Origin of the sequence: Streptomyces sp. NPDC002889 (genome assembly GCF_042888425.1) — a bacterium.
Taxonomy (GTDB): domain Bacteria; phylum Actinomycetota; class Actinomycetes; order Streptomycetales; family Streptomycetaceae; genus Streptomyces.
The window spans coordinates 120394-132843 of the sequence record NZ_JBIAPT010000023.1; the positions used below are offsets into that span (position 1 = coordinate 120394).

Below are 12450 nucleotides of genomic sequence, written 5' to 3' on the forward strand. Positions count from 1 at the left end.
TCACGGTGTGTTTCGAACGACCGCCGGCGGCTCGGCCCCGGTGGAGAGGTGAGAGGCAGGGCACGGGCAGGGACATCCCACCGGGCGCACACCGCGGGTCACACCGAGCCGTGCGGGAGCTTCTCACCCGTCTGCGCTGCCTGATGTGCCGACAGCCTCCGGCCACAGCACCCTAGGATCCATCACCACATACTGGGACATCGCCTTCCCCTGTCTGGCTCCGGCATGCCCGTATCACGACCAGAGGAGACGGAATGCCATACGGCGTCGGCAGGACACGCTGGAAGCGCTTCGCCCTGGTCCTGGTCCCGGGCGTCACGGCCGCCGCGGCTCTCGGTCTCGCCATGGCGCAAGGAGCGCTGGCCGCTTCGTTCTTCATCTCCGGCCAGCGTTTCCAGGTCGGCGCCGACTCGCTGACCGTGCGGGGCCTGAGCATCTACGGCATGGTGGATGTGCCCCGCCAGGGTGCCCCTGTGCCGGTCGTGGTCACAGGGCTGCGGCATGCGAAGATCGACGGCCTGTGCCAGTCCGTCGTGGTCCCGATCCCGGTCCTCGGCACCTACACGCTGAGGCTCACGGGTGACGGCGCCCGGGCCGAGGCGAAGGACATGTTCATCGATGGGACCTCCTTGGCAGCGGGTCAGGCATCCCTCGATGATCTCGAAATCGGTGTCGCGGCCGGCTCGCTCACCAAGGGCAAGATCAATCCCGATGACAGGGACTCGCGGTTCTTCGATCCCAACGGCATCGCACAACAGGCCGCATCGGCCACTCTCACCGACGTGCGTGTCACCGCAGTCGCCGTCTCGGCTGCCACACTCAATGTCCCCGGTCTCAATGTGCGTCTCGTGAAGGGCCGGGACGAGTGTTTCTGACCGCATGACCCGGCACCCGCCCGTCGGGTACCGGCCGGCCCCACCCTCCGCCTGCCTCTCACACGGAAGACGCACGTGATCCACAAGCTTCTTCTTCGCAGCCGCCCGGAACTGCGCGTAGCGCTCGCCCGTGCCCGACCGGGATTCAGGGCATGGCGTGGTGCACGCCCCTTCTGGGCCGGGCTGTTCACCCTCGCGGCGGGAGTGCCCATCATCTACTTCCCCTACGTCGGCCTCAGTCCCGGAGGTCTCCCTCTCGCGCTGTCCACCACAGGAGGCGCAGGATCGCTGATCATCGGGATCCTGTTGGTCGTCCTCGGCATCACCCTCTGGTTGCAGCAGCACGTGCGCGTGTTCGCCGGTATCGCGGCCATGTTGCTCGCCCTCGCCTCCTTCCCCATGGTCAACTTCGGAGGGATGCTTCTCGGCCTGCTCTGCGGCCTCGTCGGCGGCTCCCTCGCCTGCGCCTGGGTCCCGCCGGACACGGCCGAGTCTTTGTCCGCGGCCGACCACGCTTCCGCAGCCGTTCCGGTGAGCGAGAGCCAGGGTGAGAGGTGACGACCTGAGCGGCGTACTCGACCGGTTGCGGTGGTCACTCGCCAGGACACTGGCCCTGACGGCGCTGCCGACGGCGCTCCTCGGCGCGTCGGCGGCTTCGGCCGCGCTCGTCTCCTCCGGCGGCATCCACGCGCTCGACGCGGCCGGCAATGCCCCGACCGGCCGGCCACCGGCCCCGGTCGGCAACGGCCCCTGGGTTCTGCGAGCAGACAAACTCGTCCTCCACGGGGGCGTTTCCCACGCCGTGGTGACCGTGCGGACCCCGGCCGGGCCCGAGCGGGTTCTGAAGTTCACCGCACGGGTGATGGACATCGCCGGCCTCGACCTGACGACCGGCGGCACCGCCGGGGTACGCCTGCGAGCCAGGCCCGCGACGACGTCCACGATCAGGGGCAGGAACATGGTGACGCTCTACACCGAGAGGCTGTCCGGCTCGCTCACCGGCCTGGGCGGCGTGCCACTCCCCGCGGTCCTCAGCGTCACGATCACCCCCGACTCCCTCCCGCGGTGGCTCTCTCACCCGGGAGGGTCCAGGCGAACCGTCGCGTTCGAGGACGTGACCGTTTCACTGGCCGGTCAGTTCGGCGGCGATCTGACCATCGCCGGGCCGGAACTGCGCGCCGCGAACCGGTGAACACGGCACACCGATGGTGCGGGTCCGGGTCGGTGTAGGCGGGACTGTGGTGCGGGCGGGAGGAACGGCCGGCCGTCCCGGCCTCGAGCCCTTGCCCCCAATCGAACGTGACCCCGACAGTGGAGGCAAAGAAGAGCGCGCCTGACGTGGACGCGTGCACCGTCAGGCGGCTTCGTCACAGTGCTGAACTGCTCGACGCGGCGGTCGCCTTGCTCCTGGACACCGACGAGGAGCTCGGCGAGGGCCGCTCCGGCTCACGCCAGGGGGCCTACCCGGACGCGGGCGTGCCGCTCCGATGCTGCTCCGCCCCACGCTCGCCCGGTACGGCGGGTTCGCCCTTCGAGGCGGCGGGGACGACGCGCCCCGGCCACCAGACGCGGTCGCCCAGCAGCGTGGTCAGTGCCGGCACAAGAGGCAGGGCCATCACGAAGGCGGTGAGCAGGATTCCGAAAGCCACGGCGAAGCCCATCTGCTGGAGCATCGTGTTCTCGGCCAGCAGGAGCACTCCGAAGGTACCGGCGAGAATGACTGCGGCGGCGGCGATCGTGGGCGCCGAGTGCTCCACTGCGCGCCGGACAGCGGCGCGGCCGTCCTGGCCGCTCGCGATCTCCTCACGCAGCCGGGCCACCATCAGGATGTTGTAGTCGGTGCCGATGGCCACCACGAAGAGGTAGATGATCACTGGCAGGGTGAACAGCAGTCCGTCCTCACCCCGGATGCTCTGGAACAGCCAGACGGTGGAGCCGAGCGCCGCGGCGAAGCCGAGGCCGACGGTGAGCATCAGGTACCAGGGAGCGACGGCACTGCGCAGCAGCAGTCCCAGAATGATCATGATGGCCAGGCCCGCGGCCGGGAACACCAGGGAGTAGTCACGTGCGACCGCGTCCTGGATATCGGCCAGTACGCCGGTGGTGCCTCCGACCAGGGCCCGGGTCCTGGCGGGGGCCTGGTCGTGCGCGGTGTCCCTCAGATCGCCCGCGACGACATCGATGGCCTTCTCGCTGGTCGGCTTCTGTTCGAGGACGACCGCGATCTGGGCGACGCTCCCGGACGAACCGGGCACTGCGGGCGCCGCCTCGGCCACGCCGTCCACGGCGGCCAGCTTCTTCCCGTAATCGGCGAGTCCGGCGGTGTCGAGTGCACCGCCGGAAGGGTTCTCGACAAGTACCCACACCGGGTCGGTCTGGCCGGCGGCGAACCCGCGCCGCAGATCCTCCGACGCCTGCACGGACTCCAGCTCCCTGGGCAGGGAACTGCCGCTGTCGAACACCGGGTTGAAGGCGAACACCCCGGCGGCGAGCACGGCCAGGACACCGCCCGACACCCCGGCGACCAGGCGCGGACGGCCGGCGACGAGTGAGGCGGTCGCCCTGGGCAGGCGGTTCACCGGCTCCTTGCGCCATGCCTTCGACGGCCAGAACGCCTTCGTGCCGAGCAGAGAGAACACCGCGGGCACCAGCGTGAGCGCGGCGACCAGGGTCACGGCGACCGAGATGGCGAGGGCGGGCCCCATCGCCCGCAGCATCCCGAGGCTCGAGAGCAGCAGGGCGAGGAAGGCGACGATCACGGCCGCCGCGGCGGAAGCGATGGTCTCCCCCACCCGCGTCACGGCCGCCACCATGGCCGGCTTCGGTTCGTCGCCCGCTCGGAGCAGTTCGCGGTACCGGAACAGCAGGAACAGGATGTAGTCGGTGCCGACGCCGAAGAGAACGACGATGAGGATGGAGCTGATCGACGCGTCGGCCTCGAGTCCACCGAGTTCGGCCGCGGTGGCGATGAGGCCGCCGGCGACCATGAAGACCACGGAGATGATCAGCACCGGCAAAATCGCGATGAGCGGACTGCGGAAGATGACCAGGAGCAGTACGACGATCAGTACCAGCGTGGCCATCATGACGAGGGCATCGGTGTCTCCGGACGCCTCCCGGGTGTCCAGGGCCATCGCGGCCTGACCGGTGATGCCCATCGTCAGAGCGGTGTTTTCCAGCAACGGGGCCGCGCGCTCGCGCAGTTCACCGATCGCGTCGATCAGTTCGGTGTCGTACGGGTCCTCGGTGGTGGCGAGGATGCTCGCCAGCGCCACCTTGCCGTTGGGGGATACGGCCTGGGGGCCTGTTTCCACCTTCTCGATCCGCTCGATGCCCGCCGCCTGGAGTGCGGCGGCCACGTCGGCCACGTCCTTCCTGTCGGCCTCGGTCAGGACGGCGTTGTCCGTGCGGCGGAAGACCGCGACGGAGGCGGGCTGTTCCTGCTGCGGGAACGCGCGCTCCTGCAGGTCCTGGGCGCGTACAGACTCGTAGTGCGACGGAAGGAAATCGGCCTGGTTGGCGGTGGATGTGAGCTGGGGGGCAAGCGAGGTCAGGGCGACCGCGGCGACCACCCAGGCGGTGATCGTCAGCCATGGATGCCTGACGGACGAACGCCCGATCATGCCGAACATGGAACTCCTTCTCGGATGAGCGGCCGGCAGATGCGAGCGGGGCCGGACACGGTCGTGCAAGCGGCCCGCTCGACCGCAGACCGTGGAACGGGAGGCACCGGCATACCCGGCGCCCGTGCCTCGGGCGTTCACCCTCTGGAAGATGCGCGCCCCCGGAGCAGCGAGTGCAGTTCCGACGACCAGCAGTCCGCCATCGATGACCAGGACGTCGGACCCCACATCACCCCGGAACGCGGCGCGTTCGGCATGGAGGACGTAGGTCGGCGGGTTGAAGCAGCGAGGGTGTGGAGCCGGCCCGGGGCGAGCTGTTCGGTGACCGGGATGAGGACCCGGACAGCAGGTACAGCGGCAGGAGCACCGCGTTGAGCAGGAGGCTGGAACGCTGTCTCACTCCTGAGCGCGAGTTCCGGTCCGTAGGAGACGGACGCCAGGGCGAGCGCGTCGGGGGTGCCCTCGGCGACGATCGCACCGTGGCCGATCGCCTGGATGCGATCGCACAGGGCCTCCGCCTCGTCCAGGTGGTGCGTCGTCAGGAAAACGGTGGTCTTCTCGGTGTCGCGCAGCTGGCGCACGAGGTCCCGCAGGTTGGCGCGGTTCCGAGGGTGGAGGCCGGTGGTCGGTTCGCACGCCGGGGAGGGTGGTGCCGGACCGGGCGACGTGGTCGATACGGCACCGCACGCCGACCGGGTCGTTCAGCAGGTCGTGACCGCCCACCGTCGCCTGTCCGGTCGTGAGGCACCAGGGTGGTGGCGCTGTCGGCTCCTTCGGGGCCGCGGAGGCCGACGGGTTCGCCGTCGGCCACGTCGATGTCCACTCCTTTGACGGCTTCCACGGTGCGGCCCCGGGCAGTGGAACTCCTGCCGAGACCGCGCGCTGTGATCATCGTGGTTTCCCTCCCTGGTGTGGGTGGCCGGGGCCGGCGGCGGGGGTCCGCCGGCCCCGGCCGGTCATGCCGAGGCTCCGGCATGCGGCCGCCGTCACGTCCAGGCGGTGCCGCCGCCCTCGGCCTGCGCCTGGGCGAGCCGCTCCTGGGCCTCGGCGATGTCCTCCTCGGTGGGGGCGTCGTCCTGGGTGAGTTTGAGGCGCCAGTAGCCGGAGAAGTCGATGGACCCCTTGTCCATGCCGCGCTCGGCCACAAGGAGGCGGCGCAGGGCCCGTACGGTGCCCGACTCGCCCGCGAGCCAGGCGAAGACGGATCCCGCGGGCAGTTCCGCCCGGCGCACGGCATCCACAAGGGCCCGACTCTTCCCGGGAGAGACATCTCCACGGTGCAGGTAGTGCAGGGTGACGTCGGCGCGCGTGTCGAAGCGCTGTTCCTCGGACTTGTCCGTGACCTCGATGTAGGCGACGGCGCGGGCATGTGCGGGCAGCGACTCGACGATCGTGCCGATGGCGGGCAGTGCCGTCTCGTCGCCGACGAGCAGCAGCAGATCGGCCTCGCCGAGGGGGCGTGCGTAGTCGGCAGAGGGCCCGACCATGCCGATGACGTCACCGGGCTCCGCGGAGGACGCCCAGCGCGTGGCCGGCCCGGCGTCGCCGTGGAGGACGAAGTCGATGTCGACACGGTCGTCACGGCGGGCACGGATCGTGTAGCTGCGCATCACCGGCCGCGCGTCCTCGGGAATGGCAAGGAACGCCTGGTACCAGCGCATGGAGTCGCCGTTCGCGGCCGGATCGGGGAGCAGTGGCCGCTCCTGCCCGGCCCGCGCGAAGCAGAGCTTGACCTGCTGGTCGGGCGTGGCACCGACGGATTCGGGCAAGGTGTCGGCGCGGAAGGTCACCCGGGCCATACCAGGCGTGAGGCGCTGCACGGCGGTGACCGTGATGAGGGAGACGGGAAGTTCCATCCTGATATCCTTACGCCGTAAAGAGTTACCCGAGACACGTTACTTTATGCTGTAAGGAGTTGCAAGTGGGGGTCGTCTTCGCCGGTCAGGGTGATGCGGGCCGGACCCTGGCCCTGTTGTGGCGGGCCGCCGGCTCCCCCACGCCGCGTCCCCGGGGACCCAAGCCCGCGCTGAGTGTGGACGCGATCGTGGACGCGGCGATCGAGGTCGCCGATGAGCAGGGGATGGCCGCACTGTCCATGCGGGCGGTAGGGGAACGGCTGGGCAGGACCGCGATGGCCCTCTACACCTACGTACCGAACAAGACCGAGCTGATCGATCTGATGCACGACCGGGCGCTCGCGGAACTGCCCACCACCTACGCCACGGACGAGGGCTGGCGGGCCGCCACCACGCGGTGGGCCGGCGACACCTGGGCGTTCTACTTGCGCCATCCCTGGGTGCTGCAGGTCTCACAGGCCAGGCCCGCGCTCGGCCCCCATGAGTACGCGGCCCTGGAGACCGTGGTGGGAATCCTGCGCGCCACCCGCCTTCCGGCGCAGGGGCTGCGACGTATCGTCGGCACGCTCTTCCATCTCGTACGCGGGGCGGCGCGCACCGCTGCCGAGGCGCGTCAGGCCGCCTCGGAGACCGGCGTCGCGGACACCGAGTGGTGGTCGACCCGCGCGGCGCTGCTGCAGGAAGTCGCCCCCGACTTCGCCGAGAGCTACCCGATGGTCACGTGGCTGGAGAGCGCACCGGACACCGTCCCGGCACAGCTCGCGGACGAGTCCGCGCCCTATCTGGAGGGTGAGGCGAAGAAGGCCTTCGACGCCGGGCTCGAGGTCCTGCTGGACGGCGTCGAGGCCGCGGTGGCCCGGGCCGGAGGCTGACGGACGGCCCCGGAACGGCGTTTCGGCCGGACGGCGAACCGTCCGGCCGAAACCCTGGTGAAGGACACCGCTTCCGGCGGCCCTAGGACGAGAAACCGTAGGCCTGCTCGCTCTCCCGGTAACGCTCGATCAGGAGCGGATCCATCACCGTGGACTGCGGCCCGAAGAACTTGCCGAACTTCTCTCGGTACTTCTGGAACCAGTGCGGCCGGTCGGACAGGAAGAAGACGTCGTGCAGGGCGATGGCGCGGATCGCGAGGACGGGCACCGGCGCCTTGCTCACCACGAACCGGGGGTTCCGCGCCGCCGTCACGTCGCAGTTCTCGTGGAATTGGCCGATCATGAGGCCCTGCGCCACGTACTCGTCCTTCACGCGCGCCTGGGCCTGGTCGAGCAGTCCCGTGTCCTCGCTGCGGAGATCAGGAAGGACGACCACCATGGTCTGGAGCATGGGATTCCTGCCCTGCCAGAAGGTCAGCGCATACTCACGCAGGCTGCTTCGCGCGATCTCCTCGACGAGCTCAGGGCTCGGCACGTGCCCGACCAGTCGTATGCGGATCTCCAACGTCCTGTTCTTGCGGGCGGGTGTCACGAACGGGCAGATCGGCCCCATGCGGCCGATCTCCGGGTGGTTCATCGAGATGTACTCGGTCAGCCAGGAGTCGACCGAGTCGAGCGCGGACTCGAGGTCGACGACGGATGCCGCGGGGCTCATGACGTACCAGCCAGATCCGAGACCCGGTCGACGGCGATGCGTGCGAGCCGATGGATCTCGGACTGGTCCGAGATGCGTGCGTTGATGAAGGAGAGGATGTTGCCCTTCGTCACGATCACCCAGGCAGTCTCGATGCGGAAATGGTCGACGGTGGAGAGCCAGCGCACCACGAAACCGTCGTCCCCCAGGTCGACCGGTCCCAGATCGACCCTCGTGATGTCGAGCTGCACGCCGTCGTTCAGCTCCATCTGGTAGTGCCCGCAGTCGCTCACCGCGTCGAAGAACTGCTGGAACACCTGCAGACAGGCTCCGTTGCCGAACTGTGCGACGTGATGGAACACCACCGACCCCACGATGTTCGTGAACAGCGCGGAGGCATGATGCGTCGTCTCGGGGTGCGTGCCGTGCGTGAGCATGTTCGTCAGGTCGACAATGGCCCGCCCCGACTCGTCCCCGGAGACGAAGACGGGATCGTAGGCGGCGCTCGGCTCCTCGCCGAAGAACGACTCCTCGAGATCCTCCTCGTTCAGCAGCAGCTGCTGGAAAGCGGCGTCGTCCATCGCGATCTCCTATCGGCGTACGAGGCTCAGCGGGCGCATGTCGGTCCAGTGCTCCTCGACGTAGGCGAGGCAGGACTGGCGGTCGGTCTCGGCGGCGGCGACGGTCCAGCCCGCTGGCACCTCGGCGAACGACGGCCACAGCGAGTGCTGGCCCTCGTCGTTGACGAGCACGAGGTAGGTGCCATCGGGGTTCTCGAAGGGGTTGCTCATGATTGCTCCCTGCGTAAAACAGTCGAAGTCGGGAACGGGTTCGTCATTTCTCTTCCAGAACCCTCATCACGTACTTGTGAATGCCGTTGATCGAGGTGAACATCTGCATGTCCTCGAACTGCGGGTCGATGACCACGCCGTGCCTCTCCTCCAGACCGTGCTGGAGGACGACCAGGGTGAACGAGTCGATCACCAGCTCGGCGTCGTCCGGGAACTCCTCGGGCGGTCCGAGGCCGGCGACCTCGGTCACGATTTCCCTGATGTCATTCTTCGAGATCACGAGCCCTCCTCTGACTCCGACGACAATTCCGAATCCGTGCGCCCGTCCATCAGCGCGCGGTCGCGGACCAGCTTTCCCATCGAGTTGCGGGGCAGCTGCCGCGTGACGAAGAACCGCCGGGGGATCTTGACCGGGCTCAGCCGTTCCCGGCACCACGCGGTCAGCTCGTCCGCGGTGAGTCCCTGGTCGGCGCCCACGAACGCCTCGACGGCCTCACCGTGGGTCACCACGGCTTCCATCACCCGGGGATGGCCCAGCAGGATGGTCTCCACCTCCGTGAGGTCGACCTTCAACCCGCCGACGACGACCAGCGAGTCGGCACGGCCGAGCATGCTCAGGAGTCCGGACGCCGGGTCCTGGTGGAACCTGTCGAAGGTGCGCAGCCAACCGCCCGTGAAACGGTCGGCGTACTCGCCGTAGAGGTACGGCGAACGGTCCATCCGCACGAACAGCTCCTCGCCGACCACCTTCACTTCGGCACCCGGCACCGGCGCCCCCACCTGCGGAGGCACGCACGTCCCGGACAGGTCGCCCGCGATCAACCCGATCTCGGTCAGACCGTAGACCGGGCTGATCGGCAGGCCGAAGCGCGCGCGGAACTGCTCGTAGGTCTCCTGCGGCACCCGCTCGCCGCCGGACACTGCCAGCCTCAGCGCGGGCAGTGCGGGCCGCTCCCCGGTCCGGGCCAGCAGTTCGTAGTGAACGGGGGTCCCGTACACGGCGGACGCCTCGGCCCGTGCCATCAGCCGCACCACCTCGGCCGGGCGGAGCGTCGGCGGGACGATCAGCGTCGCCCCGGCCGCCAGTGCGTGCAGCACGCCGCTGACCAGGCCCATGTTGTGCATGACCGAGTTCAGCAGCATGACCCGGTCACCTCTGCCGGGGATCCCGGGGAGTGCGGCGTGCCGGTCGAGCTCGGCCAGCACGGAGTTGGCCGACCGGCCGATCACCTTGGGCCGGCCCGTCGAGCCCGAACTGAACTGCACCAGGCGGATGCCGTCGACGGCCGGCCTGCCGCTCGGCAGCCGCCGGACCAAGAACTCGGACTCCTGGCGGAATCCGGCCACCGGCCCGTCCGCACCGGCCGCCACGACGAGGTACTGCGGGCGCACCAGCTCCACCAGCGGCTCGTACTCGGCCGGTTTCAGCCGGAAGTCGACCAGAACCACTTGTGCGCCGCGGCTCCACAGAGCCAGGAGAACCTGAAGATACGTAAAACTCGGCTTCATACGCAACAGAACCGAGCTGCCGTCCGCAATACCGTGCTCCCGAAAACGCTTCCCGAGAGCGGCGACGGCCGTGCGTAACTCACCCCGAGTGACCGGAGCGCTGGAAACAGCCCACAGCTCGTCGTCCGCACCCCGGCCCAGCAGATGGTCTCCCCACCATGTATTCGCCATACGCGCTTCCTTTTAGAAAACAGCTCCACAGAACGTTCGACTCGGTATTTGGTGACGGCGAAACTAACACCGCCCTGAAACGGTGGGCAAGCATGCCGCCGATCAATGCGGTCCACCCCGTCCGCAGACGGCACCCCGGCAAGGGGCGGCGTCGAGGTGTCCCGGCAAGTGATGTGAGCGGCCCTGCGGCGGGAGCCGTCTCTGCCTATCCCACAAGGGAGTTCGTGTCGGCACGCTTCCTACGGCGATCGTCGGCACACCGCTCGGCGGGACACCGTCGGCAGGATCGCAACCGGCGACGCTCGTACCTTTGTCCCGCCGGCGGGACAAAGGCGAGACGCGGGCGGCACACAGCTGATTGATCTCCTTGACCGTCCGGAGCCCCCGGGTTAGGTTGCCAACGGTTCTTTTTCCGGTCAGTTATGCCCGATTTCGATACGCGAGGCGACCTGCCGCCCCATTGTCCGGCGGTCGCCGATTCTCCGATGCCCGGTCGTATCACCCAGACGTTTTCAGGGCCGTCGTGAGATTTTCATTTACCTCTCTCCGGCCATCCGTGCGGGGGAATTCTCGGAGGTGGAGACTTGTCCGTCAGTGCTGGTGCCACGCTGCCCCTCACGGCCGCGCAACGCGAGATATGGATCGCCGAGCAGCGGCTGGCAGGAGCGAACCGGGTATTCCGAGTGGGCGAGTATCTGGAAATCCACGGACGGGTGGATCCGGTGCTGTTCGAGCAGGCCCTGCTCCTGGTCGTCGCCGAGACCGAGGCTCTGCACGTCCGCTTCGTCCAGGTGCGCGGCGATGTCCGGCAGGTCGTTCACGAACCCGGCGACTGGTCGCCCGCGATCATCGACCTCAGCGCCGAGCCGGATGCCGAGCGGGCCGCCCGGGGCTGGCTGGACGCCGCGGTGGCCCGGCCGATGAACCTGGCCGAGGACCGGCTCTTCGAGTACGCGCTCCTCCGGCTGGATGCTGATCGCTTCTACTGGTATCAGGGCTACCACCACGTCGTGATGGACGCCTTCGGATCACTGCTGATCACACGCCGGGTCGCCGAGGTCTACACCGCCCTCGCGCAGAGCCGCCCGGTGGGGCCGAGCCCGTTCGGGTCACTGGGTGACCTGCTGACTTCCGATCAGAAGTACCGCGCCTCCGAAGCGTTCACCCGCGACCGGGCGTACTGGACGGAGCACCTCGCCGACCGCCCCGAGCCGACCGGGATCATCGGCCGGCCGTCGACCACCCCGGAGCACTACCTCCGGCGCACTGCCGGCCTGGGCCCCGCCGAGCTGGTGGAACTGCGCGGCGCGGCGCGGCGGGCCCGGGCCCCCTGGTCGCACATGGTCATCGCGGCCACCGCCGTCTACCTCCACCGGATGACCGGAGCGTCCAGCGTGGTGCTCGGCCTGCCGGTGACGGCGCGCGTGGACCAGCTCCAGCGCCGTACGCCAGGTATGGCCTCCAACGTCCTCCCGCTGCGGCTCTCGCTCCGGCCGGACATGCCGCTCGGCGAGCTGCTCGGCCAGATCGCGGGACGGCTGGTCGAGGTGGGCAGGCACCAGCGGTACCGCGCCGAGGATCTCCAGCGGGACCTCGACCTGCCCGGCAGCCTGGGGACTTGGTACGCACCGGTCGTCAACGTGATGTCCTTCGACTATGCGGTGGACTTCGCCGGTCTGCGCACCACCGCCCACAACCTGTCCTCGGGCCTGGTGGGCGACCTCACGCTCGCCGTGTGGGACCGGCGCGACGGCACCGGGCTCACGGTCGATCTCAACGCCCACCCAGAGATCTGCCCGGATCAGGAACTGGCTGCTCACCACCAGCGCCTGCTCACCGTGCTGCGGGCCGTGACGACGGCCGGATCCGACCGGCCGATCGGCCGGATCGAATTGCTCACCGACGAGGAGCGCGCCGCCCTGCTGGGCGTCACCGAGGACGTTCCCCCGAGCGCGGAGACCACCCTGCCGGGGCTGTTCGAGGCGCAGGCCGAGGCGAACCCCGACGCGGCCGCCGTGGTCTGCAACGACACCACCCTGACCTACGCCGAGCTCAACAT

Annotated in this window: 13 protein-coding genes; 5 read left to right on the plus strand and 8 right to left on the minus strand. The window is 69.1% G+C overall.

Features of this window, described 5'->3' with window-relative positions; genetic code table 11:
- Positions 1 to 254: 254 nt before the first annotated feature.
- From ACFYWI_RS29665 to ACFYWI_RS29675, 3 genes are all read left to right on the plus strand, one after another.
- Positions 255 to 875 (plus strand): DUF6230 family protein, encoded by a 621-nt coding sequence (locus ACFYWI_RS29665; RefSeq protein ID WP_389238369.1) that lies wholly within the window; start codon positions 255 to 257, stop codon positions 873 to 875.
- A 75-nt stretch (positions 876 to 950) separates the two neighbouring features.
- Positions 951 to 1433, plus strand: a complete 483-nt coding sequence (locus ACFYWI_RS29670) for a DUF6114 domain-containing protein (protein ID WP_389238371.1) — start codon at positions 951 to 953, stop codon at positions 1431 to 1433.
- A complete protein-coding gene (locus ACFYWI_RS29675) occupies positions 1423 to 2067 on the plus strand; it encodes a hypothetical protein (protein WP_389238373.1) in 645 nt (214 codons plus the stop codon). The genes ACFYWI_RS29670 and ACFYWI_RS29675 overlap by 11 nt, the downstream gene beginning before the upstream one ends.
- A gap of 268 nt (positions 2068 to 2335) precedes the next feature.
- On the opposite strand, the gene ACFYWI_RS29680 is transcribed toward ACFYWI_RS29675, so the two are convergent.
- From ACFYWI_RS29680 to ACFYWI_RS29690, 3 genes are all read right to left on the minus strand, one after another.
- A complete protein-coding gene (locus tag ACFYWI_RS29680; protein ID WP_389238375.1) occupies positions 2336 to 4507 on the minus strand; it encodes an MMPL family transporter in 2172 nt (723 codons plus the stop codon).
- A gap of 128 nt (positions 4508 to 4635) precedes the next feature.
- Positions 4636 to 5079, minus strand: a complete 444-nt coding sequence (locus ACFYWI_RS29685) for a hypothetical protein (RefSeq protein ID WP_389238377.1) — start codon at positions 5077 to 5079, stop codon at positions 4636 to 4638.
- A gap of 405 nt (positions 5080 to 5484) precedes the next feature.
- Positions 5485 to 6360 (minus strand): siderophore-interacting protein, encoded by an 876-nt coding sequence (locus tag ACFYWI_RS29690; protein WP_389238402.1) that lies wholly within the window; start codon positions 6358 to 6360, stop codon positions 5485 to 5487.
- 59 nt (positions 6361 to 6419) lie between these two features.
- Here ACFYWI_RS29690 and ACFYWI_RS29695 point away from each other — a divergent pair, with 59 nt between their 5' ends.
- On the plus strand, positions 6420 to 7226 hold the full coding sequence (locus ACFYWI_RS29695) for a TetR/AcrR family transcriptional regulator (protein ID WP_389238379.1): 807 nt from the start codon (positions 6420 to 6422) through the stop codon (positions 7224 to 7226).
- Positions 7227 to 7308: 82 nt separating this feature from the next.
- Here ACFYWI_RS29695 and ACFYWI_RS29700 read toward each other — a convergent pair whose 3' ends face one another.
- From ACFYWI_RS29700 to ACFYWI_RS29720, 5 genes are read right to left on the minus strand one after another with little or no spacing between them, the layout of a single operon-like run.
- Entirely contained in the window at positions 7309 to 7941 is a 633-nt protein-coding gene (locus ACFYWI_RS29700; protein ID WP_389238381.1) for a DUF6875 domain-containing protein, read from the minus strand.
- Positions 7938 to 8501, minus strand: a complete 564-nt coding sequence (locus tag ACFYWI_RS29705; RefSeq protein ID WP_389238383.1) for a hypothetical protein — start codon at positions 8499 to 8501, stop codon at positions 7938 to 7940. Before ACFYWI_RS29705 ends, ACFYWI_RS29700 begins: the two co-directional genes overlap by 4 nt.
- A 9-nt stretch (positions 8502 to 8510) precedes the next feature.
- Positions 8511 to 8711 carry an MbtH family protein gene (locus tag ACFYWI_RS29710; RefSeq protein ID WP_389238385.1) on the minus strand — a complete coding sequence of 67 codons (201 nt, stop codon included), beginning with the start codon at positions 8709 to 8711 and terminating at the stop codon, positions 8511 to 8513.
- Between the two features lie 43 nt (positions 8712 to 8754).
- Entirely contained in the window at positions 8755 to 8991 is a 237-nt protein-coding gene (locus ACFYWI_RS29715; RefSeq protein ID WP_389238388.1) for a hypothetical protein, read from the minus strand.
- A complete protein-coding gene (locus ACFYWI_RS29720; protein WP_389238390.1) occupies positions 8988 to 10391 on the minus strand; it encodes a class I adenylate-forming enzyme family protein in 1404 nt (467 codons plus the stop codon). Before ACFYWI_RS29720 ends, ACFYWI_RS29715 begins: the two co-directional genes overlap by 4 nt.
- 584 nt (positions 10392 to 10975) lie before the next feature.
- Between ACFYWI_RS29720 and ACFYWI_RS29725 the strand changes: the two genes are divergently transcribed.
- On the plus strand, positions 10976 to 12450 hold a 1475-nt coding region (locus ACFYWI_RS29725), incomplete at its 3' end, for a condensation domain-containing protein (protein WP_389238392.1).

Excerpts from the sequence above, each read along its gene's own strand:
- ACFYWI_RS29705 (WP_389238383.1), bottom strand. The coding sequence starts at position 8,501 with ATGGACGACGCCGCTTTCCAGCAGCTGCTGCTGAACGAGGAGGATCTC.
- ACFYWI_RS29710 (WP_389238385.1), bottom strand. The coding sequence starts at position 8,711 with ATGAGCAACCCCTTCGAGAACCCCGATGGCACCTACCTCGTGCTCGTC.
- ACFYWI_RS29665 (WP_389238369.1), top strand. The coding sequence starts at position 255 with ATGCCATACGGCGTCGGCAGGACACGCTGGAAGCGCTTCGCCCTGGTC.
- ACFYWI_RS29720 (WP_389238390.1), bottom strand. The coding sequence starts at position 10,391 with ATGGCGAATACATGGTGGGGAGACCATCTGCTGGGCCGGGGTGCGGAC.
- ACFYWI_RS29700 (WP_389238381.1), bottom strand. The coding sequence starts at position 7,941 with ATGAGCCCCGCGGCATCCGTCGTCGACCTCGAGTCCGCGCTCGACTCG.
- ACFYWI_RS29680 (WP_389238375.1), bottom strand. The coding sequence starts at position 4,507 with ATGTTCGGCATGATCGGGCGTTCGTCCGTCAGGCATCCATGGCTGACG.